Source organism: Chitinophaga caeni, assembly GCF_002557795.1.
Lineage (GTDB): Bacteria > Bacteroidota > Bacteroidia > Chitinophagales > Chitinophagaceae > Chitinophaga > Chitinophaga caeni.
The window spans coordinates 3534447-3557909 of sequence record NZ_CP023777.1 but is presented as its reverse complement, the minus strand read 5'-3'; the positions used below and the strand labels follow the sequence as shown (position 1 = coordinate 3557909).

Here is a 23463-nt window from a genome sequence, read left to right as displayed (position 1 = left end):
TTTTTTCTCGGTTGCACAAGTATTAATATTTGTCGAGGATGATAGTGATAAACCCTTTCACTTTTTTCAGACCCGGACCGAAATCGATGATATAATAATAGGTGCCTTCACCCAAACGTTTACCATTTACCGTTCCATCCCATTCATTCATATAACCTTTCTTATAATAAATCATCCTGCCTGCACGATCAAATATTTTAACCTCGTTACCGGGGTAAGCGTCGATGTTCTTAATGATCCAACGATCGTTGCGGCCATCACCGTTTGGAGTTAATATATTCGTGCCTTCGATATTGAAGTCTTCTTTTACGGTCACATCTACTGAGGCAGAAGAAGAACAACCATCGGCATTGGTAACAGTTACACGGTATGTTGCCGGCTGCATCGGTCGAACAGATAAGATGGCGGAATTCATGCCGCCCATAATACCATCGGCCATATCCCAAACATATGTCACACCACCGCTGGCTGTTAACCTCGCGATATCTCCCTTGGAAATTTCCCAGCCTTTATCACTTGAAATTGTCGGCGTAGGCACGGCGATAGCAGTTAACATGAAAGTTGTGCTTACTTCATCCAAGCCACCATTATTTGAGCCACCATCATCCTTCACTTTCAAGGTAACGAAGGCAGTGCCAACGGCATTCGGTTTGAGTTTATAAGTAATGGTAATCGTTGCACTATTACTATTGTACTTCGCTACCAAAACATCAAACATATCCTGGTCGGCAGTAATACTTGGGCTGATCGTTTGACCGCTTTCAGGTCCAGGGGTAACTCCGGTAACCTGGATCGTATGCGCCATGATATCGGAACACAATTTCTGATCGCTGATCGGATCAACCGTAGGTGGTTCGTTTACATCTAATACCTGGATCGTAAACATCGATTCATAATATAGACCACCGTGATCCGTCACCCTGATTTTTACTTGGTAAGAGGATTTTAGTTCATAGTTCAGCGAAGTATTTAGCAATAACTGTGTGCCGTTAACCAAGAAATATTGATTGTCCATTTCCCCGGCTGGTAAGCTGAATGTAAAGCTCTCGTTAGCATCAGGATCAACAGCGGACAAATTACCAATTAGAGTATTCGCCACGGCTGTTTCCAGGACCTCGGCAGCGCTTAACTCCAGGGAAACCGGGGCTTCGTTGATATCTAGCACGTTGATTGTGAAAGTTTGTTCGCTATATAAACCAGCTTGATCAGTTACCCTAACTTTTACCTGGTAAGAAGCCCGTTGCTCCAAATCGAGTGCTGTATTCAATTGCAACTGGTTACCGTTGATCAAGAAATATTGGTTATCCAATTCTCCCGGAGGCAAACTAAAGGTCAATACATCATTGATATCGGGATCTGCCGCGGTCAAGGTTCCAATGTTGGTGCCGGTGGCCGCATTTTCATTAACATCATGATTGCTGAGCGTGAGGCTGCCCGGTACCTCGTTAACATCATTCACTGTTATGATAAAAGTATTTTCTGTAAACAATCCCGCTTGATCCGTAACACGTACTTTAACCTGGTAAGAAGATTGCTGCTCGAAATCTATAGAGGTGTTCAATGTAAGTTGTGTGCCGTTGACCAGGAAATATTGATTATCCAGTTCCCCTGCCGGTAGGCTGTAAGTCAATACATCACTATCATCAGGATCATGGGCAGATAATTCACCGATCAATGTCCCGATGGATTCGTTTTCATCGATTTGCAGATTACTCAACATCAAGTTACCGGGACTTTCATTAAGATCCATCACTTGAATATTGAATGTTTTCTCATCAAATAAACCTGCTTGATCGGTAACACGTACTACAATTTGATAAGTACGCTTCTGTTCATAATCAAGATCCGTGTTTAATTTCAATTGATTGCCATCGATGATGAAATACTGGTTGTCCAGCTGATTAGCAGGCAATGTATAAGCCAGCGTTTCCGCATTGTCAGGATCATCAGCAGATAAGGTACCAATAATTGTTCCCGTGGCCGCATTTTCATTCACCTGGTTATTACTCAAGGTTAAAGCATCCGGCGCTTCATTTACATCCAACACGTTGATCGTGAAGACTTGTTCAACAAATAGCCCTGCTTGGTCGGCAACCCGCACTTTTACCTGGTAAGAGGCTTGTTGCTCGAAATCAAGACTCGTATTTAATACAAGCTGGTTGCTATTTAAAGCAAAATACTGGTTGTCTAAGGACCCTGAAGGCAATGTATAAGTCAATATATCTCCGGCATCTGGATCAGTAGCAGTAAGCAAACCGATCAAACTTCCCAAAGCAGCATTTTCGCTGATACTGTTGCTGCCCAGGTTAAGATTCAACGGCACTTCATTCAGATCATTCACCTGGATGGTAAATGTTTCATCCTTCGTCAAATTTCCATTATCAGTTACCCTAACCCTTATTTGGTAGGATGATTTCGTTTCAAAATCTAAAGCTGTATTTACATTTAATTGGTTACCGTTAATGCTGAAATAATCATTATCCAATATTCCCGCGGGAAGGCTATAGGTAAATGTGCTGCCGGCATCAACATCAGCAGTTGATAATATGCCGATGGTTGTTCCTAACGCAACGTTTTCATCTACCTTGGTATTATCTAAGTACACCGTGGTAGGCGCTTCATTTACATCGGAAATATTGATCGTGAATACCTGTTCAAATAGCAGCCCTTCCGAGTCCGTTGTTCTGACGCGGATAGAATAGGACGATTTCGTTTCAAAATCCACCGCCGCAGCTAACAACAATTGATTTCCTGAAATATTGAAGCTGGCATTATCATCATCCCCGGTTCCACTAACCAAGCTATAAGTATGGGTATCTCCAGGATCGATATCTACTGTACTGAAAACACCGATTACGGTATTTAAAGCGCTGTTTTCATCAATGGCGCTATTACTGAGAATTATTCCTGAAGGGGCGGTATTTAGGCTGATTAATTTAATAGTAATCGTTGCTTCCGCGCTAGTTTGCAAACCGTCGCTTACCGTTACTTTAATATCCGATTGCGATTGAATGTCGTAATCGAGCGCAGCATCATTAATAGTAATGACACCTGTTGTTGGATTAATCAAGTAATCAGGAATACTGTTAGCGTTTTGATCTGCGTTCTGCGTGATCGCCCAATCCTGCAAATTGGCCGGATCAAGTTCGGTAGCTGCAACTGTGCCTACAACTGTATTAACAGGGCTCTTTTCTTCAATGCTAAACTCACTTGTCGTGATGACCGGGGCGGAAATATCATAAGTGATTTCTAGTTGGTTAGAGGCCAGGTTTCCATTGCCTAAGGCATCGGAAGTCTTGTCTGCCGGCAACTGGATCAAGATGCTTCCTTCCGCTGTTGGACTCAGCTCTATAGTATAATGAATATTATCCGGTGTAGCTAAATTGGACGCCGTGGCATTCGTGATGTTAAATTCCGAGATCGTTAATCCAGTAACCGCCTTGTCAAATGTTATCGTCACAGTGGTAAGGGCATTTACCCTATTTGTACCCGATAATACCGGGATTGATTTCTCGTTATCAATCTTATATGAAACACTCGAAGGACCGGCTGTCCCGATTGGATTACCATGTAAATCTTCGATATCCCTGCTGAGATTTTCACTAATAAATACCTCTCCTTTACCCGACAAACCACTTAAAACAACATGGTACGTTTTGCCGTCAATAGCCGTAACTGAAAGGGTTGGCGCTGTAAGTGAGCCGCTTGTAGTAGCCGAGAAATCATCAGCCGAAACATTTACCACCGCTTCGCTGAACACCACTTCGTAAGACACTTGGCTAAGATTGCTTTCGGCCGGGTCAAGCCTGTTTATGCTAGTTATTGATGGTATGATTCCATCAACGGTATTACCGAGATTTACAGCTGTAAATGCCAGATCCGCATCATTGCCCAAGCTATCTTTAATCGTAGCGGTATTTAGTTGTAAGTTTTGAACTGTAACGCCGATAGCCATATCGTCATCGGCTACCGTGTATTTGAAATGCAATTCCGTTGTGTTGGAGGCCGCTTCAATGGTAGCCGTTCTCGTTACGCCGCCTATGATCAAATCTAAGGTTGCTCCTGCCGTGGCTGTAACAGGTTCGCTGAAAGTAGCTTTCACATCGAGTACATCCCCTAGGATTACAGTATCCTTACTTGCCGAGATGGTAGTAACCGTTGGTTGCTGAATATCGTAGATATATTCTTCAATGTCATCGATATTATTATCCAACTTATTGCCCGCGATATCTGCCACTAATACACTGTCTAAACTCATCGCAACATTTCCGGTGGCCGGCATTCCAGAACTTGGATCAATCATGAATGTAACCGTGTATTCAGGATTTACAATCACATCTTGTGTTACCGTAAACGGAACGGGCGTAGCGTAACCGGATATCAACACCTTGATAGCATTATCAAGGTTAGTCACCAATTCGCTGAAGGTAAGTTTATAATGAAGCACGTTATTGTTAGTCGGTGATGCATCCGTCCGGGTGATAGACAATAATTCGGGTTGTTTTGCATCAACCAAAACTCCCGTGGTGACAGGCAAATTGTGCAATACGAAGTCGGATTGTGTATTGCCGATTGCATCTATAATTACGGCGCCGTTTAAATTAAGAGAGTTAATGGTAATACCATCTAAATCCTCATCATCTTCAAGCACCGTATATTGGAATGTTGCCACATTCGATACAACGGATGCCAGCTCTGCAAAAACAGTCCCGGAAGCCAGTTGTATTGCCAATCTTGGAGTACCGGTAATGTTTATGTCTTCATCGTAATTCAATGCTATTGTAAGTACCTCGTCTTTCAAATATGTTTTAGAAGCAGGAACGGAAACCGAACTTATAACAGGATCCTGTTGATCAATGTCATAAGAAGGCCCCGTAATCAATGTATTCAACATACTATTGCCCGCGATATCTTTTATTTGAGCTGCACTGGCTCCCGGTATCTCTATCGTAAGAGTTCCCACCGGGGCATACCCCTTCACTTTAAATGTATATACCTTGTTATCTGGAGTTAGGATATTACTAACTGCCGATGCCAACGGAACGGTTTGGAACTTCACCGAAAACTTGTCGGCAGTAAGACCATTCACAGCTTCGGAAAACTCGATCCTATATACTACTGAATCAGTATTCGTTACGGAGGGTGATAACCGCGTAAATGAGGCCAGGCTCGGCCTTACTCCATCCACGAGAACATTGGCTGTAACGGGTTGCGGTGTAGGAAGCGCGAAACTACTTAAAGCGTTTCCATACAGGTCCTCTATATCACTGGTAAGCTCCAAGCTCGTACCGAGCGTAATACCATCAGTATCCAGATCACCTTCGGCAACGGTATAGGAAAACAACATCGAACTATCCCCTGTTACGGTCGCATTAGCAGTTTTGGAAACACCGCCGATCATAAAATCATAGGAAGCTGTAGCCGCATTGTTGATCTCTTCATCGAATTTCATTTCGAAAGTCAGCACATCGCCAATCTTGTAGGTACTATCGGCAGGATATACAACGCTGATTACTTTAGGGCCTAGGCCGTCTACCAAAATGCCGCCAGTTGAAGGAATCACCGAATACGAGGCAGCTAGGAACCCGTTTCCCGCGGCATCCACCACCGATGGAATATCAATTCCAACAATGGCTATACCATCAAGGTCAAGATCGTTTGCTTGCACCGTGTAGCGGTAAACAAGCGCCGTATTATGGTTCGTAACGGAATTGGTTTCACTGTTCAGCGTTGCGTACTTGGTTTGGCCACCCACATTCAGTTCCAATTGGGAAGTAGCGGCGCTATTATTTAAAACTTCGTTTGTAAATAATGTTATATCTAACTGATCCCCTACTTTATAAGTACCTGGAGCGGGTATTGCAGCTTCAACAAAATGCGGACGGATACCATCTATATTAACTGATCTTGCGGGGTAAACCGTGTTGCCGCCGCCAATCGTAGGCAAGGTCAGATTCGCTTCCACCGTTTGCGCGAGATTCGTTATGGCCCCACCGTTTAAATTCAAAGCATTGGTTGCCTTGGCATCTAAAGCAAGGGTACTGTCTCCTTCCTGGATCGTATAGCTGAAAGTCAGCACGGTGCTACCCGATCCGCCCGAATACGTAAAGGCTCTTTCCGGTAAAATATTCGTTGTAATTGAAGGTGTGCCACCTGCCGTATTCACAGATACCGCCTTATCAAAAGTAAGGGTGATATTTACCGCGTCACCGGTACCGAATAAATCCGGGCTGGCAGGAAGTACCGAAATGTTCTGAACGCTTGCCACTTCGGAACTTATATTAAAGCTTACAATGCCGGAAACCGTTTGCGCTCCACCGGAGCCGGTATTTCCCAAGTCTGAAACTTCTATAGAAATCTTTGCATCCGTACCGTAATAAGAAGGATCAGGTTGGAATTGCAGGGCATTCAATTGGGAAAGAACGGTAGATAAAAGTCCCGTCTCCGACAGGGTCGTATTAAACGCGCCCGTGGTTCCGAATCTCAGTTTACCATTGGTCGCGGTAAGACTAAGCTGAATATTCCCGGTTCCGAGATCAGGGTCTGTAATATTAAAAGGATGGGTAGCGGAGAAGTCGTAGGTATCGCCTTGGTTCATATCGATTGCCAAAGTTGGAGCAGTTAAAACAGGCGGATCATTTACAATGTCAATGTTTATACCAGCAACAAAAACCGATTCTGCACCGAACCAGTCCGTGTAACTCACCGTGATCGACTTCCAAGTATATGCCGGTTCTGTAACTGAATGACTGTACTTAATATTTTCTATCGCCGCTGCTACCTGGGCCAAGGTGACTGACGAGTCGGCAGGTGTAATGGTCAATTCCCCGTTTGAAGGGTTAAAACTACTACTTAATGAACCGTACAAGGTGGCATTATCATTCACGAAAGATAAAACATCATCTCCCGTTTCATAATTCGTGGTAATCTTAGCGGTGATTGTCCCGGCAAAACCCGCATCATCGGAGAGGTTTACCATCGATGTAATATTAACTGCGGCACCGTCTTCCGTAAAGCTAGGCGCAGAGGTTGCAGCGCCTAAAACCGGGCTGGCGTTGGTAACATTAACAGTTCTGTCTGCCAAAGAGGCCAGGTTACTCACCGTGATACCACCACCATTTACAAATTTAACAGAGAAATTTCCCGTGATGGCGCTGGGTGTGGATTTATAATTGCCATAGCCGGAATTGATATGAATTTTATATTGGCTGGGGCTTAATTCTTCTATACTGGTAACCGTTGTTCTATAAACATCATTTTTCGTAATCTCGAAATTAGCAGCAGAAAGTCCGCTGATATTTTTATCGAAAGTAACCTCCAGTACAACATCGGTATTACTACCCACGGTAGCCGCTAATGTACCCCAATTCGTGATATTTAAATCGGGGGCAAACCTGTACATGATATATTCATCGCTAGCATTGGGGCCATCATTTACATAAATAATCCCGTTTACGATAACCATACCATGCGGTTGTTCATAGTAATTATTCACTAAATCCAGCTCCCCGTGTAAATTGGCGCCCAATGATTCCAAGGGCGTTGTTGCCGCTGTAAGTGAGCCATCGTATTTTTTAATATCGAAATTAGTACCATCGGTACTTTCCGTTACAAAAATATCCCCATCATCATCTAAGGCTAATGCCGAGTAATAGTTACCCGACAAGTAAATGGACTTCGAATAAATATTAGGGGCAACCCTGGTGTATTTTAAGACCTGTTTCCCGGTAACTAATCCCACGATGAAAATATCACCGTTGGCATTCACTTCCATATCATATGGCACCGAGTAATCATTCGCGATAACAGGTATGGCATTATCAATATTTAGTAATGTACCAGTAGTAGAAGACGTAATTGGTAATGGGTATTTCACTAGCACGAATTCTGTACCGCCGCCGATAGCATCCAAACCCACCCCTACCATATCACCTTCCGGAGTCATAGCTAATGTGCTGACAAAATCTTGAATTACGTTGTAGTTTACCGGATTAATACTGCCCGAGGAAGGGTCAAACTCGAAAAAAGCCTGGGCAATCGAGCTAATATAAGCCTTTCCCCCGTTGTAAACGATACCGAATGGAGCGCCGCCCGGGTCAAATGTAATTGCCGGTGTGGAGCTAACGGAAGAGGAATTTGCAGGATCGAGTTTAACCGCAAAATACAGGTTTGATACCGGATCGTAATCCGTGTACAACAAGTTGCCTTGATCATCTTTTCCCAAGGAAGTAAGATGTTGTCCCGTGACAACTTGCGTTTTCAAGTATTGCGCCTTTAAACCAAATGGCAACAAGATGCAGCCGAGCACAATCAGCCACACCTGCCGGTACAGGGTAAATTTTTTCGTCATGTCAAACTAGGTTATATGCAGAGGAAAGGGTTCTGCCACCCGGAAACGGAGTATTCATGTATACTTTCGAAATCCTTGTCGGCAAATATTTTCCCTTTTCCCTGTTCAACTATAATTCGTTGTGTCTTGTTAAATTCAACATTTACTTTGATAATCTGCGTACTTGGTAAACCGTTACCGGATTCCAAAGAAAAGCTCCTGGTCCCGCGCGGGGATTGGATTACTTCACGGTGCAGCAAGGATGTAACGGTGCTCCAATCCTGTTTCAAGGCATAGGGCAGCACTTCTTTCCAAGCTAAGCCGGCTTCGTAACCAAGCAGTGCATAAATGTTGGCCTTTTGGCCTGTTAATTGTTCGAAGGGTTTGACGAAGGATTGGTTAAGGGGAGTTTCATCATCTCTATTCCACATCATGGAAGAGTAGAATTGCATATCGATATGGGCTATGTCAGCCAACACATCATCGTATGCCATGGTTTCGATAACAACCAGCGGTATTTTCTTATGAAAACCTTTGGAAATCCAAAGTTTCAAGAAATCTGTACCCTGGTTGCCGCTAAAGATCGCGTGTACATAAGGAGGTTGGGTCTTTACAAGCGATTCAAAAAAGGGTTCATAATTAATGGCTGTTCCCGGTTGGTGCCCGGGGTAATCGTGTAAAACGGTGAGGTGCACCGCCGTTCCACCAGCGGCTTGGGCGCCGTTAGTGAAAGCGCTATTCAAATGGTAGCCTGATTCATACAAAGGCAATACGATGTGACCCGCATCACCAAATTGTTTTTGTGCCCAATGGCCGAGTGCGAATTGGGATTGCCACAGTTGATGGGATGCTAAAAAGGTATTAGGGTTTAAATGCTTAGCAGAAGGAATATATTCCCCCATATCAAAAAAGAATGAAGGTCTATGTTGCTTATCAATAAATGAAAATATTTCCGGTAAAGCTTTGTAACTGATTAGTCCGGAGAAAACGTCTACTTGATCTATAAATTGTAATTTCTTGATGGCTTGTTGCGTCATGCGCATACTACCGTTGCCCGCGTATTCGTAAATGAATTGCAGGGGACTATTTTGAGGCGCAGTTACACCCATCCCTATCATCCATGCCGTGGTAATGTGATGGTGATAATAAGGGTACACGCTTGAATAAGGAGTTAAGAATCCTATTTTTATCGGTCGTTGCATTGTTTCAAATCTAATAGCTTATGCCCTACTTGGAAATAGTCCTACCGTGCAAATAATAAAATTTAAAGTAAGGTACGGCTGCATGTTATTATGCGGTTGATTACCCCCAGTCGTATTAACAGTCGCTTGTACAGATCCGCCTTGTAAATAAGTATCCGCAGTTGCACCAGCTTCGGCATATGCCAATACCGGCCTTGCCGTAGGGCCACTACCCACTCTTGGAATGGAAGCCAATACTTTATTATCGCCCGGAATATTTGATGTTCCCGTGGCTGAAGATACGGGCAGTTTTGCTGATACATTCATAACTCCATGCGTATGCGCCGGCATCTGGTTCAATAATAGGGTCACCGTTTCCGCACCTGACCTTTCCCCTAACGTCCGATTTGTTAAACCTGGGCCTTGTCCCTGGCCGATAGGCGTCCTTCCCCTCAAATCAGGCAATTGGAAAGTTGTTACGCCATTACCGCCATAAGTGTTGCCGATTATTGCATACAGCACCTCGTTAGAATTTATCGCCAGCAACTGGCCTTGACAGAACATAAAATTAGTAGGTGCGTAATTACCTCCGAAAATTTTTATAATTGCTAAAACCTCATCCATTGTATCGAATTATAAACCTTACATATAAACCAATAAATTATCCCCGTGCCGGGAAATCCCCCACAAGAACTACTTGCAGGTTCAAAGCCAGGTACGGTGCCATGTTATAATGCGCCTGGCTAGCACCCATCATTGTTAAATCCGGCACTATACCTGTTTCAGCAGCCCTCAAATAGGCGCTTTCATTGCCAGCGGCTTCCGCATACATATTAATATCCAACATACCGGTGCCACTACCTTTAATCCGTGGTACCGATGCGGGTAAACTACCTGTTTGCAGGTTGCCCACCGTGCCTTCCCCACTCGTCACCGGCTGCCTGAATGTAGAATTCGACAGTGTATGTTGATGCATAGGGATTTCGTTGGTAACTAATGTTACGGTTTCAGCACCACCAAGTTGACCTAATTGATAATAGCTACCACCAATATTGCTTCCCGCACTCAACATGCAGCGTCCCCTTAAGTCTGGAATAGCAAACGTGCTCCTACCATCACCACCGTACGCTGTACCAAAAATTGCATAAAGTGCGGAATTGCTTGCTATCGCTAAAAGACTTCCATTTGCGCTGACTAAATTCCTCATATCGAAATTCCCTGCAAACATGATGATCACACCTATAAATTCATTCATAAATCCTTCAAGCTAAAAAAGTGTTAGGTAATGCTACTTTCAATCCGTATTCCTCCTTGCAATGATGCAAATGAGTTTCCACCAAGCTACAGTTAATCAGCAGCCTGTTCATCGCCAAATCTGTTTTACCGCTAAATGCTAGCCGGTAAAAATCATCTAACGCGCTATACATAGCCCAATCCGTTGCTTTATCATTCTTACGAATATCCGTATGGGTTAATTGATAATCCTGCTGCACCCAACCTTCGTGAAGAACGAGTTGTTTTAAATCCTTCATCCAAAAACCGTCTTCACCACGGATAACCGTACCCACGGTGAAAGGATTTTTATCAGAATTATTTAGTTGCACCTGGATTTCTTGCCCTGTAGCCGTCGTGAGCTTGGCCATCGTTACTTTTTCAGCATCTATTTTTGTCCTTAATATCCCCTTTTTATCAACCTGTAAACGAAGCACTTCATATCTCCCGGGCGAATAAATCTCCATATTGGAGAAATGATTGTCTCCCGAAATGCCCATTAACCTGGCAATATCCAGTAAACTGGCAGACGGGTAGGCAGCATGATAGGTATCGATATAATCCAGGTGGGCGCCAATCTTAGCAGAAGTCACCCTACCGATCTTAGCAGGCAGCGTGCGCTGTTCATGTAAGTTTTTACCTATCGACCAGCCCCTGTTTAAAATGAATAATTGCTTATTATACTTTTCGGAAGCATGCAATAATTTTAAATGCTCATCAACGGAGCCGGCCAAGATACCGGCAACAGCTACTTGCTTCCCGGCTTTCCAAGCCTCCATGATCATCCTGAAATGAAATTCCTTAGGACTAGCGATGATAACAGCATCTACATTTTGTTGTTGTAATAGTTGCAGGTAAGCATCAGTTGATCCGGCATAAGTTCGTGCGCTATTCTTTTTTAGAACGGTTACTGCATCATTCAAGGTTGCAGGATTAAGATCGCACAAAGCGGTGATTTCGATCCCTGGATGCAAGGAAGCATTATTAAAATGTAATAACCCCTCCTGCCCTAAACCGATTATTCCTACACGCAACTTCTCCTTTGACTTGGTAACAGTTGTTGGTAATAACGTGAATCCAGCGCCAATGATGGCCGCTTGCCGCAAGAATGTTCTACGGTGACTTCTATCCATATATAATTTGCACTTTCAGTAAGTGTTAATGGGGTTTATCGAAATAAAGCGGTTAAAATTTGGCTGACGATTTTGGAACGGCAATCGGGAGCTAAAATAGAAAGATCCCTGCAAAATATTGTAAAAATTTTCAATTTGGCAGGAAATTAAGTTCCACAGATATATTTTTCCTTATCAGTTAGCTGTATTCAGACAGTTTTTCACATTGATATTCAAACTGCTACAAACCAGACGCTTCATGAAGTGTTTAGTACTAGGTAAATAAAAAATTTTTTTGTCAATCAGATTTATCTATTTACTTTTGTACTGTAATTTTTAATATTACAGTTTATTTTTTACAGAACAAATATACCAGGTATGAAAATAGCGTTAATCGGAGCCTCCGGCTTTGTTGGAAACACGGTTTTAAATGAATTACTGAATCGCGGCCACGAGGTAACCGCGATAGCCAGGAATGTAGATAAACTAGGACTAGATAGTTCTAATTTGACTAAAGTTCCAGCCGATGTTTACGATACGGCAAGGCTTGCCCAAGTTTTGAAAGGGCACGATGCAGTGATCAATACGTTTAACAGTGGTTGGAATAACCCTAACATTTACGATGACTTTCTCAGGGGCTCCGGGAGCATACAGGAAGCAACGAAACAGGCCGGCGTAAAAAGAATATTAACTGTTGGTGGCGCCGGTAGTTTATATATCGATGGTCAGCAACTGGTAGATAGCCCAGGATTCCCCGAGGCATTTAAGGCCGGGGCATTGGCGGCACGCGATTATTTAAACGAATTAAGGAAGGAAGCTGTGCTGGATTGGACATTTTTAAGCCCGGCGATCGAGATGCATCACGGCATTGAAAGGAAACGTACAGGCGCTTACCGCAGCGGTTTAGAAAATCCGGTATTTAACGATGAACAACGTAGTTGGATTACCGTAGATGACTTAGCGGTGGCTATCGTGGACGAAATTGAAAATCCTAAACATATTCGGCAACGATTTACCGTTGCATATTAAAAACAGGAACTAACCGGTATCCCCCGCTCCCCGGGGGATATTTTATGACCTTAGCCCGTTACTTTTTCCTGAAAGAAGAAATATTATCCCCGGCATATGATTTAAAAAATTTACTGAAATGTGCCGGGCTTTCAAAGCCTAATTCATAGGCGATTTCCTTCGCAGATTTATCCGTGTAATGCAAGTACCTTTTAGCTTCCAGTATAATCCTGTTCTGAATCAATTTGGAGGGAGATTGTTGGTTCAGTAAAGCGAATAAGTTGGTCAATGTTTTCGGGGATTTATTCAAACCATCCGCATAAAACTTAACGCCGTGCTCCTTGCGGAAATTCCCTTCCAGGATTAAACTAAACTTCCTGACAATATCCAACTTATCATCTGGTAAATCACGGTAATCGTCACATTGCTCTTTCGCTACCCTGGTGGCTTTTATAATGAGGCGCTTCAGCAGGGTACGCAGCATTTCCCCTTGAAACTTATCCTTGAATTGCCATTCATCGCCAAAAGTTTGTTCCAACTGCGCCATGTCGCGGACTTCCTTCTCCCCTAGCAATATGAACATCGGGTGATGTATCCCGTAAAACAGGAAGCCGACGCAACCTACCTCCGCGTCATGATCCAAGATGCAATAAAATTCCCGGTTAAACTGCCAAGCTAATAATGCTGCCGGGTGCTCGAATGAAAAATGCTGGTTGGAGACTAAGGGTAAAATGGATTTAGATGGCATTTTATAATTTATCTCATCAATGGTAACCGTTTGCTCCTCCCCCTTGTTATAAACGAATGTATTGATCGTCTGCGGTACTTCATCGCGCATCCCCAGCCCATGTAAAAATTCATTATTTACATGCATGATAAATCTACCCGCGGTATTTGAATCGTTAAACTCCCTGATCATGATATCGTGTCCTTATTTCAAATTTGTCGAAAAATATATTGTTGAATATTCTTTGCCAATGATGCAATTGCTTGGGAACATCCGGGGCATTTGCGTAATATGTTTCAATGTTGTATGCCGCTGCCGTTGGGTATTGGCAAGGATTAGTATGGTAATTATGTCAAACTGCTATTGTGCGCTCGTATTTTTAAAATTGTTTAACAAAAGTTTTCCCGTTGAATTTATAAACACCTCCTGCTGCCATTCCAAAAAGCAAGTTCTTGTCTTGGTCTTCATAAATGCTCCAAATCATCGGGTTAGATAGTTTTTCACTAATTGAATAGTTTGTCAACTTTTTACCGTCATATTTCCAAGCTCCTGAATCTCGATCTCCAAACCAAATGTTTCCTTCAGAATCTTCTTCAATGGCAAAAACGTGTTCAAGAGTGCCCCGTGGTGATTTATCTCCTCTTCTTGTGCTTGCCGGATGGATTAAATTATACTTTTCAGAAAAATTTATGATTGAATTACCTTCCATTAGCAAAACGCCAATCCCATTATTTCCTATCCAAATTCGACCTTTTGAATCTGCTAATACACTTCTTATATGCAGAAGCTCATTATCTTTAAGTTTTAAGGTTTTATGGTCAAAAATAGTTACCATTTTACCATCATAGTTAAATAGTGCTGCATAGGTTGCAATCCAAACGTTACCGTCTTTATCTTTCGAGATACCCGTTACGCCATAAGAATTATCAGGGGTTTCATTTTTAGGTTTTGGAAAAATCAGATAGTTCATATTGTTTCCATCAAAACGGTTTATCCCGCCTTCTTCGACAGCATAAAACCACAAATCCCCAATGGTTTTATTCCAGTCATATTTTGGTTCGTTGGCTTTAGTCGAATAATTAGTAAAAGTTCCTTTGTCATACACACTTGCTCCATTTGAAGTTCCAATCCAAATTTTGTCATTATTATCTTCCTGGATTGAACGGATTTGATTACCTGGTAAACCGTCATGGGTGGTAAAGTATTCAAATGATATCCCATTATAAACACTTACACCTTCTTCATGACTTCCAAACCAATAATTACCTTCACGATCTTGAAAGATAGCACGTATTCCCGAAGTAAATTTCAAGGTATCGGTTTTTGAAGTCGCTACCAATCCTGGCTTGTTTGCTTCTTTCCTTGTTGATATCCTTTCAGAACAAGAAAGGTTCAGTGTCAATATGAGCACTAAGAAAATCAATCTTACGCTTTTGTTCATTTCGGGTTTTTATAAATTGACGCACAATTCGTTTATATGTATGATAAAATTAAACATATTTCTATACATTGTTGTCCGACTAAATTTTAACCGGGGAGCAATTTGATCCCTCAATAGTTCGATTCAATGTTCATCTGCTCGTTTCTTGTACTTTTTTGCTTGCCCAAAAAAGCCACAAATTGGCCATCACGGCCACCAATTTGATCGCTCGATCCGGCATTTCTACCACTGGATGGCTTCCCTATCAGCAGTGCGTGGATACAGGGTATTCTTGGCGGGACTACCCGGGATTTTGAATAGATCATCCTTCGCTTATATCCTTTACCAGGTAAGGAATTAAAGTACCTTTAAAGCATTTTTAGTCGGACAACAATGATTCTTTATAAAAACTTAGTATTCCACCGATAGAGTTTTTCCTGAAAACTATACAATAAAATTAGGAATACCCCGGCGATCAAAAGATCGGCCCGGGGAGATTCCTTTCACATCACGGGTTGTCAATACTTCTCTAAAACAAAACTTATAAATCGTATTAAACTACATTAAATCCTTATACAAACCGGCTGCGACGGTTTTTAACAACCCGGCATCCAATCGTTGTTTAAAGTCGGGGTTGATATATTCAAAATGAATCACTCCTTTTTTATCCAGGATAAATACGGAGGGCACCGGTAATAGCAAATCTTTATCAAGCCCTCCCGTTGAATTAGGTAGTAATTTATGGTATGCTTTGGGCGCCATGTAAGCAATACCTAGGCTTTTAGCTGCGTGTAGATCTGCATCCGATAATAAAGTGTATTCCAACTGATCCTTCTCGGCGGTCATTTTCAGATTACCGGGGCTGTCGGTGCTAACGGCAATTAATTGGTATCCCATCTCCTTTAATGCGGGAAACGCTTCTTGCAATGCCGAGAGCTGTTTATTACAAAACGGACACCATCCACCCCTGTAAACAACCAAGACGGTCGGCTTATTCATAAATTCAGCATTAAGATCAACGCTTTTACCTGCCATATCTCTTAACATTAATGCCGGGATTTTTTCACCATTCAGCAACGGGCTTATATCTTCAGGCATGCTTGGATATTGATCCACCTGTTGAGCTTTTAAAGACGGCATTAATGAGCATAACAGCAATATTAGCACCGGCACCCCCTTTGTTAGAATTCCTTTTAACATGTTCATTTTTATTAGCTTATATAACATACTTCCATTTTCAGCTTAAAGCCTAGATACCGGGGCTGTACTAAATACATCAAATTTCCCCGGTACCATGGCTAATGATGGTTGGATTATTCGAGAGTTACTTTAATTATACTTGGCAAGGTGGTGAATTCGTTTGGATTAGGTACCGCTTCAATGGCTTTACTTTCATCCAACGGTGTTCCTGCCAAGTTAAATTGGGTAATGCCCGCCCCCGGGAATTGATTTACGGCTGTGCCGTCATCATACAAACCTATCGTATTGGATATATCTCCTTTTTCCATCGCATCAACACCATTATCCTTGCTGGCAAAAAACCAGTCATTCGACAAACCGTACATTGTAGCAATAGCAACACGATCCCCTTTGCTTACATTTAAGTCTTGGCTTACCTTGCTACCCGCAGCACCGTTAATCATCGGCAATAAAACAGTAGAACTTTCTGCTGGCAATACGTACACATTTTTCACACCCGGCAAAGTTTCCAAGTAAGCAGCCAATACGCTGGCATCACCTTTTTGAGCCAAGTTTTTCAACCCTTTGCCGCGATCATTTTCCCCTGTCTTATAGATCGGGTTATCGATACCGTTGTACACGACCACGAGAACAGGCGATAACGGGGTAAAGATTCCAGTTTGACCAGCGATATAATCGCCCAATACGGAGTTATCACCCATTTCCGCAATATTTGTTAAGCCGTTTTTGGACACTTCTCCATTTACGTATAATGGATTGGGCATTAATAAATTTCCACCGGCGATATAAGAGACTGCCCAAACACCCGGACTGAATGGCGTTTCATTCATCGTTCCCCCCGATATATTTTCTATTGTCAGTGTAAATTGAGAGTTTCCATCATAGTGTAAACTGGCTTTCATCAGGTTTGATGCCGCTTCGTATTTATTGCCCTGTTCATCCATGCCGGATATTTGCATAATATTTTTAGGGGATGTTTCCGCGGTACCGGGATGTGTAACGCTGGCACCGGGAGTTTGGTTGATGCGTGTTCCATTGTCCCACAACTTAATTTGACTTGACACATCGCCTTCGATCGGCGTACCATCTTCACTGTATAATTTTATACCGGGGTTTTCCGGTGCGAAGAATAAGTCATTAGACCAACCGTACATCGTTGCAAAGCTAATCGCCTGTCCCTTGGCAGCATAAAACTGTAAAGAGATGGATTCTCCAGGCATCACTACAGGAGCGGCGCCGTCATTTTTGAATGTACCTGATTCTACCAGTGGGCGGGAATCTAGAATATTTTCAATCGAGATAGTTACCTTTTGTTGCTTGGGCTGATCGTCGTCCTTATCGCATGACAACAAGAAAAAAGGTAATAATCCAAAGCTCAGCCATTTAAAGTTTTTGTAGTTCATAATCGTACCCCGTGTTTGGTTTATAAATGAATTACAAAACTAGCTGACTACGAAGTTGTAAATGGTACCTGCTTTTCCCTAAAAGTTGTCAATATTTCCCGAACCAGTTTTTGAGGCCCAAAGCCAGCATTATATCAATATGTTATAATTACGTGGCTTTCAATTAAATATAATAAATAACGAAATATATTCTTTTCACAGAATTTTAACAATTTGGTACAACACCTATTTCCTTTGGATGGAATTATTACTTTTCCAGCAATTTACATAATCTTAAAAATTCATCTTTCCGCCTGGTGGATACCTCCAACACTGTTTGATCGGAAAGTGTAACGAATCCACCTTTACCCTTGGTGTATTTTTGTATATAATCCATGTTTACGAGGTGGGAATTATGGACGCGGAAAAAATGAGGGGGTTTCAACAGGTCTTCAAAATGCTTCAACGTTTTCGATACAACGAATTTCTGTTGATCTGCCGTGAAAATATAGGTATAATTCACATCTGCCTGGCAGCGGATGATTTCCTGCATTTTCAGAAACACGTACCCATCTATGGTCGGGATGCAGATTTTTTTATGTTGCTGTCCCGATGATTCTAAATGCGACATCAGCACTTGCATTTTGCCGTTGAGCGCATCTTTCTCCGACTTTGCCAAAAGCTTCTCCATCGTTTCATTAAACTCTTCCCCGGCGATAGGCTTGAGCAAATAATCCATCGCGCTGAATTTAAAGGCAGTTATCGCGTATTGTTCAAAGGCTGTACAGAATACGAGATTAAAATCCTTGAACCTCAACTGTTTTAACACGTCGAAACCTGTTTGATCCTGCAATTGGATATCTAGGAACAAAATATCCGGCTTAAAGGAGTTGATACCTTTTACGGCAGCTTCGACATTGCCGTAAGTCTTGATCGAGGCAATATGTTCACTATAATGATTCAACAATTCCAATAATGCGTCGATACAATGTTGTTCATCATCCACGATCGCGATATTCATACCCATATAGTTTAAAACTTTTGGATTAGCGGCAATAATAATTCCACTTTAACCCCCTTTAACTTATCGATTATTTGTAAAGTGGCCAGCGCTCCCGATGTATGTTGCGCATTCAATATATCGAGCCTGCTCCTGGTGATGCTCATACCAAGGGAAGCAGGTTTTCCTACCGTATCGGCATGCCTGCGCCCCTGGCCATTATCCTCAATACTGCAAAGCAGTTTATTACCCTGCATAGCGATATTGATCTCGATCATCCCATTTTCAAAATCACCATGGAAGCCGTGCCAGATAGAATTTTCAATAAAAGGCTGTAAGAGCATCGGCGGCAACAAGATATTCTCGGCGTCAATCGCTTCGCTACACGATATCCTGTAATCAAACTTACCTTGTAAGCGTTTTCGTTCAACGGCCAAGTACATTTCTACAAACTTGAGATCTTCTTGTAAAGATATTTCAGGATAAAGGCTGTTCTCCAAAGTTAACCTCATAAGTTTGGAAAAGTTAGCCAAGTAATCCCTGGCCGCTTTCGTATCGTTTTTAAGGATATAATCGCCTATTGAGTTTAACGAGTTAAAGATGAAATGCGGGTTCATTTGGGATCTCAAAGCTTTCAACTCCGTTTCGGCTACCAGCGTTTTAAATGCTGCTTCTTTCTTGATAGAGATCATGTCCCTCCTTCTTTTATACAAGATAAATCCCAGCATGGCAGCGCAAAGCAATCCACCGCCAGCCAACATTGTAGCCTTTCTCATGGTTGATTGGCGTTGTATTTCAGCCTTCGCAGCGGCTTCTTTCTTTTCGAAATCAAAGCTCATTTGTTTGCGGGTAATTTCCCGGTCTTTTTCCTGGTTGTATATGGAATCCTTCAACGCAGCATGTTCCTTGAAAGCTTTCATCGCCGCGGCCCATTGCCCGCCGTGTTCATAAGTTTCGCTGATGGCAAGCAAGGCTTCACTGATTCTCAGCGGAATTTCACTTTCGCGGGCATTTTTTAGCGCCGCTTCTTGGATCTTCAGCACTTCAGCCGGGGGGCCGCCTATAGCACTTGCCAGGGAAATTTGAGCAATCGACAGGTCCCCTTTATTGCCTTGTTCACGGTATAATTCAATCGCATGTTTCAAATATTGAACTGCTGAATCTTTTTTGTTTTGATCGCGGTAAACCATACCCAAATTAGTTAAGTCGCTCGCCACCTTTTCACGGTTTCCAATTTCGGTATTGATCTCAAGAGATTTTCTAAATTGTTCGATCGCCTTACCGGGCTGATGCATAAAGTCATACAGGGACGCTATGTTGGAATAACAAGAAGCCATTCCCCGCTTGCTACCGAAATCGGTATAAATTTTTAGAGCATCCTGTTCATATGCCAGGGCCTTATCATATTGTTTCCAATTTTTATATACTAAGCCGATGTTGCTCAATACGCTGGCTTGCAAATAGGGATCATCGTTACCTTTAACTCTTAATGCCGAAAGGAATGCATCGAGGGCTTTGGGGTAGTCATTGAGGGTTAGGAAAACAGTCCCCATATTATTATAAGAATGTTGCACACCCGGTTGATAGAACAGCGACTGGAATGCAGCCAAAGCTTCTTCATGATCCCTTAGTGAAGCCACGTAATCCCCCAAGGCAAAATGACTGATTCCCCGGTTGTTCAGGTTTTTGGCATAACTCAGGCGGTTCCCTGATTCCTTGTATATCGCGATGGCCCTATTGTTATATTCCATCGCCTTACCATATTCACCTTTAGCCCAATAATTAACGCCAATCCTGCTGTTGGCGACAGCCATACCGTTGATGTTATGCAATTTTTTTGCGAGCTGTTCCGCTTCCATGGCAAGCTCCAAGCCCTTATCGGGACTTACTGAATAATAGTTAAACGCCAGCTCATTCAACAGTTTCAACCTTGTGGTATCTTGTTCCGTATGCCTGGAAAGCAAATAGTTTAATGAATCAATTGACCGCTGCAACTGCTGTGCTTCAAGCGGGAATATCATGTAAAATGCTACCAGGAATAGCAATAAGAATTTCATGGCGGGGGTATTAGGGTAAAGAATCGTTACCAAATATAGCGCTATTAGCAAAAAATAAGTATTCAGCAGCAGTAAATAACCGGGATTGAGCGGGTAATCATTCCATATTGTAAGCCTTTAGCAGGCATCCTAACTTAGATGTAAACAATTAAAACCCTAGTACATATGGAAGCGAGTAATCAAAGTTCCGGGGCGACCGCCGGTATCATGGATAAGGAAAATTTGAAGTCCTTTTATAAAAAGCAATTACCGGGCATCCTGAAAACAGTTTTCCTGAAACCGGTCAACGGCACTTATGACCTATTTAAACAGCCCGGCGAAGGCGTATATGGAAACGCGCTACTCTTGATGTTAAGTACGATGATATTGTATTTCTTAACGCCGTACATTTTAGCGGGGAAATATTTAAGGGAGATATTGTCCTTCGGCATGCTATTAAAATGCGGATTGGTTGCAGGGTTATTCATGCTTATTATTTCGACGCTTTCCTTCGGCATTAAATCCATTAGCGGCAAACCTGTATTCAAGCAAGAACTTTTGACCGGCGCTTTATGCGGGATTGGCTTGGTACTGCTGTTAGTGGTAGTTTTATTGGTTAAAATGTTCGGTAGTTCAGTGAATGTTTACGATATGATGAACCCCGCAGGAATTATCAGGAGTATAGGATTTATGATGGTATTTATTGTTTATATCTTCCTGTTCATGATAAATATATTCCAACAATCATTAAGGGCAAGTGGAACGCAGGAAACGATCAGTTGGTATATTTCGCCTATCGCGATTATGTTTGCGTTTTATATTACCGGTAAACTGGCCGCGGAATTTTTAATGCCTTCCAGCCCGTTTTAAACCGTAGCATTTCATCCGATCGATTGGTGTACGAAACCCGGGTTCGGTTTTTGAATGTTTGTCCCAATGCCCAATTTTATTTGCTGGTTCGGGCTTAAAAGCCAGAACCAGCAAATAAAAATATTGAGAACCTGGAAATCTCGCTAGGTTTAGACGCCCGCATAATCGCGCATATAACTATATTTCTTCGTCAACTTCCCAGCATCGATGATCGTGGCTCTCCTTATCAATTCGCTTTTTTCCATCAGCAGGTCATCGAACACATATTTCATCAATTGATCCCCGAAATATTGACTTGCATCCCTGGGTAATTCGTTTGGCAAATTACCAACGCACATCATCGTGATGCTATCCGGGTCGAAAGGGTCTTCCGTCTTTTCACGCTTTCGTTTATGAACACCGTAAATAGGGTCATCGATGCTAGTATCGCCCAGGTTGCAAGGAACAGATCCAAACTTATCGTCCGTAATATCAGCGATTGCCTGGATGCGGAAATTGTCCAATGCCAGGTCTTCCCAGGTAAAAAGCTGCGGGATATTTTTATCCCAATAGATACCGTTCATTAAGACATCGCTCACGGTAGCAAAAGGAAGAAATTTGCATTCGTAAGCGCCCGGGTTACGGTGAAAATCTTCGCGGCTATATGATTTGTCGGTTTTCTTTAGATAAAGTTCACCTGCCTTCAACTGCGTGTAAACGGGGTATTTATATTGGCAGATCAAAAACTCATCCGGTGTTACATACTTGATACCCAGCAAGCCCATCACCTCTAAAATCCCAGCGGCAACGCGACCAGAGCCGGTAACCACGATCTTCATCGGTGGTAGTTTCACACCGAAATAATGGGTAATCAGCTCTTGAAAATCCTTGCATTGATGTACCCTTTTAAAAGTAAAAGAACCTGTTCTTTGCCCATAGGCAAGCAAGCCGTTATGGGCGCCCACCACCCCGGCAAAAAAACCGAAGCCCAAGATCCTTTGTCCATCATCATGAACCAAACATTCATAGTCGATCAACGTGATTTTCTTATCGATAATACTTCTCAGTAAATCCTTGTTTTGTTCCTGGAGCTTTTTTGTATGGGAAAAAAAGAGGTATTTCTTTCCGGGTATCAATTGCTGAACCGGCACTTCCTTGATGCCCATCAGGATATCGCAATGGTTTAAATCTTCAGACAGCGGAACGCCTTCCTGCCGGTATTCATCATCAGAGAAACACCTATCCGGCGAAGGCTGTACCGTGAAACTTACTTGCGGGTAGTTCTCCATAATCCAGGCGCATTGTTGTGGTGTAAAAGCTACGCGGTTGTCGGAAGGCACTTTCCCTTCACGGATCAAACCGATATGAGTGATCATAGACATAATGATTTCCTACTTAAGTTTAGTTAAACCAATTGGGGAGTGCAACATAAGTTAATTTTCATTCACGGCAAAAAGAGGGAGAAAATCCTTTATAGTTACGCATTTCAATGCTACTACCTATTGACAAACAATTTAAATATTACATTTTTCTCATTCATAAGAGAAATAAAATTTGTAAATTCCAAAAAGCTTTCTACATTTGCAACCCGAACAGCAACAAATAGTTGCGAAGTTCATGCCCAGATGGCGGAACTGGTAGACGCGCTAGACTCAAAATCTAGTTCTCGCAAGGGAGTGGGGGTTCGATTCCCCCTTTGGGCACTAAAGGGAAGAGGTTCATGGATCTCTTCCCTTTTTTGTTCACGGATTTGTAGGGATTCCGCGATTTCACGGATTGGATTAAAAAATTTTCAGGATCATTGTTTGTTTAAAGCGGGTATACTCCGTTTTTTTACTACCCGCACTTTTCTTTTCATCGCTTACCCGTTATAAAACTTGCCGCCCGAACTTGGAATGATTAACTTTGTAAAATATCGATACTTCCATTTGTAATACCATTAATCCT

General features: G+C 42.4%; 14 protein-coding genes and 1 tRNA gene. 3 read left to right on the top strand and 12 right to left on the bottom strand.

What is annotated here, in order from left to right; genetic code table 11:
* Positions 1 to 22 precede the first annotated feature (22 nt).
* From COR50_RS15005 to COR50_RS14985, 5 genes are read right to left on the bottom strand one after another with little or no spacing between them, the layout of a single operon-like run.
* Positions 23 to 8350, bottom strand: a complete 8328-nt coding sequence (locus COR50_RS15005; RefSeq protein ID WP_098194738.1) for a cadherin domain-containing protein — start codon at positions 8348 to 8350, stop codon at positions 23 to 25.
* Between the two features lie 11 nt (positions 8351 to 8361).
* Positions 8362 to 9531 (bottom strand): ABC transporter substrate-binding protein, encoded by a 1170-nt coding sequence (locus COR50_RS15000; RefSeq protein ID WP_098194737.1) that lies wholly within the window; start codon positions 9529 to 9531, stop codon positions 8362 to 8364.
* Positions 9532 to 9549: 18 nt separating this feature from the next.
* Positions 9550 to 10134: a phage tail protein gene (locus tag COR50_RS14995; RefSeq protein WP_098194736.1), complete on the bottom strand. Its 585-nt coding sequence runs from the start codon at positions 10132 to 10134 to the stop codon at positions 9550 to 9552.
* 37 nt (positions 10135 to 10171) lie between these two features.
* The gene (locus tag COR50_RS14990) at positions 10172 to 10765 is read right to left on the bottom strand and encodes a phage tail protein (RefSeq protein ID WP_098194735.1); all 594 of its coding nucleotides are present in this window, start codon (positions 10763 to 10765) and stop codon (positions 10172 to 10174) included.
* Between the two features lie 7 nt (positions 10766 to 10772).
* Positions 10773 to 11915 carry a Gfo/Idh/MocA family protein gene (locus COR50_RS14985; protein ID WP_098194734.1) on the bottom strand — a complete coding sequence of 381 codons (1143 nt, stop codon included), beginning with the start codon at positions 11913 to 11915 and terminating at the stop codon, positions 10773 to 10775.
* A 357-nt stretch (positions 11916 to 12272) separates the two neighbouring features.
* On the opposite strand from COR50_RS14985, the gene COR50_RS14980 reads away from it, so the two are divergent.
* Positions 12273 to 12923 (top strand): NAD(P)-dependent oxidoreductase, encoded by a 651-nt coding sequence (locus COR50_RS14980; RefSeq protein WP_098194733.1) that lies wholly within the window; start codon positions 12273 to 12275, stop codon positions 12921 to 12923.
* A gap of 58 nt (positions 12924 to 12981) precedes the next feature.
* On the opposite strand, the gene COR50_RS14975 is transcribed toward COR50_RS14980, so the two are convergent.
* From COR50_RS14975 to COR50_RS14950, 6 genes are all read right to left on the bottom strand, one after another.
* Positions 12982 to 13821 carry a helix-turn-helix domain-containing protein gene (locus COR50_RS14975; protein ID WP_098194732.1) on the bottom strand — a complete coding sequence of 280 codons (840 nt, stop codon included), beginning with the start codon at positions 13819 to 13821 and terminating at the stop codon, positions 12982 to 12984.
* 187 nt (positions 13822 to 14008) lie between these two features.
* On the bottom strand, positions 14009 to 15070 hold the full coding sequence (locus tag COR50_RS14970) for a ligand-binding sensor domain-containing protein (protein ID WP_098194731.1): 1062 nt from the start codon (positions 15068 to 15070) through the stop codon (positions 14009 to 14011).
* A gap of 537 nt (positions 15071 to 15607) precedes the next feature.
* On the bottom strand, positions 15608 to 16249 hold the full coding sequence (locus COR50_RS14965) for a peroxiredoxin-like family protein (protein WP_232516178.1): 642 nt from the start codon (positions 16247 to 16249) through the stop codon (positions 15608 to 15610).
* 113 nt (positions 16250 to 16362) lie between these two features.
* Positions 16363 to 17652, bottom strand: coding sequence for a spondin domain-containing protein (locus tag COR50_RS14960; protein ID WP_098194729.1), 1290 nt, complete (start codon positions 17650 to 17652; stop codon positions 16363 to 16365).
* 247 nt (positions 17653 to 17899) lie between these two features.
* Positions 17900 to 18652 (bottom strand): LytR/AlgR family response regulator transcription factor, encoded by a 753-nt coding sequence (locus tag COR50_RS14955; RefSeq protein ID WP_198405663.1) that lies wholly within the window; start codon positions 18650 to 18652, stop codon positions 17900 to 17902.
* 11 nt (positions 18653 to 18663) lie between these two features.
* Positions 18664 to 20688: a tetratricopeptide repeat-containing sensor histidine kinase gene (locus tag COR50_RS14950; protein ID WP_098194727.1), complete on the bottom strand. Its 2025-nt coding sequence runs from the start codon at positions 20686 to 20688 to the stop codon at positions 18664 to 18666.
* Positions 20689 to 20853: 165 nt separating this feature from the next.
* Here COR50_RS14950 and COR50_RS14945 point away from each other — a divergent pair, with 165 nt between their 5' ends.
* A complete protein-coding gene (locus COR50_RS14945) occupies positions 20854 to 21537 on the top strand; it encodes a hypothetical protein (RefSeq protein WP_098194726.1) in 684 nt (227 codons plus the stop codon).
* A gap of 149 nt (positions 21538 to 21686) precedes the next feature.
* Here COR50_RS14945 and COR50_RS14940 read toward each other — a convergent pair whose 3' ends face one another.
* On the bottom strand, positions 21687 to 22892 hold the full coding sequence (locus tag COR50_RS14940; protein ID WP_232516177.1) for an NAD(P)-dependent oxidoreductase: 1206 nt from the start codon (positions 22890 to 22892) through the stop codon (positions 21687 to 21689).
* 243 nt (positions 22893 to 23135) lie between these two features.
* Here COR50_RS14940 and COR50_RS14935 point away from each other — a divergent pair.
* Positions 23136 to 23219, top strand: a tRNA-Leu gene (locus tag COR50_RS14935).
* Positions 23220 to 23463: the final 244 nt, after the last annotated feature.

Coding starts and splice junctions, on each gene's coding strand:
- COR50_RS14955 (WP_198405663.1), bottom strand. CDS start 18,652: ATGAATATCGCGATCGTGGATGATGAACAACATTGTATCGACGCATTA.
- COR50_RS14945 (WP_098194726.1), top strand. CDS start 20,854: ATGGAAGCGAGTAATCAAAGTTCCGGGGCGACCGCCGGTATCATGGAT.
- COR50_RS14950 (WP_098194727.1), bottom strand. CDS start 20,688: ATGAAATTCTTATTGCTATTCCTGGTAGCATTTTACATGATATTCCCG.
- COR50_RS14970 (WP_098194731.1), bottom strand. CDS start 15,070: ATGAACAAAAGCGTAAGATTGATTTTCTTAGTGCTCATATTGACACTG.
- COR50_RS14960 (WP_098194729.1), bottom strand. CDS start 17,652: ATGAACTACAAAAACTTTAAATGGCTGAGCTTTGGATTATTACCTTTT.
- COR50_RS15000 (WP_098194737.1), bottom strand. CDS start 9,531: ATGCAACGACCGATAAAAATAGGATTCTTAACTCCTTATTCAAGCGTG.
- COR50_RS14975 (WP_098194732.1), bottom strand. CDS start 13,821: ATGATCAGGGAGTTTAACGATTCAAATACCGCGGGTAGATTTATCATG.
- COR50_RS14990 (WP_098194735.1), bottom strand. CDS start 10,765: ATGAATGAATTTATAGGTGTGATCATCATGTTTGCAGGGAATTTCGAT.
- COR50_RS14995 (WP_098194736.1), bottom strand. CDS start 10,134: ATGGATGAGGTTTTAGCAATTATAAAAATTTTCGGAGGTAATTACGCA.
- COR50_RS14940 (WP_232516177.1), bottom strand. CDS start 22,892: ATGATCACTCATATCGGTTTGATCCGTGAAGGGAAAGTGCCTTCCGAC.
- COR50_RS14985 (WP_098194734.1), bottom strand. CDS start 11,915: ATGGATAGAAGTCACCGTAGAACATTCTTGCGGCAAGCGGCCATCATT.
- COR50_RS14965 (WP_232516178.1), bottom strand. CDS start 16,249: ATGTTAAAAGGAATTCTAACAAAGGGGGTGCCGGTGCTAATATTGCTG.
- COR50_RS14980 (WP_098194733.1), top strand. CDS start 12,273: ATGAAAATAGCGTTAATCGGAGCCTCCGGCTTTGTTGGAAACACGGTT.
- COR50_RS15005 (WP_098194738.1), bottom strand. CDS start 8,350: ATGACGAAAAAATTTACCCTGTACCGGCAGGTGTGGCTGATTGTGCTC.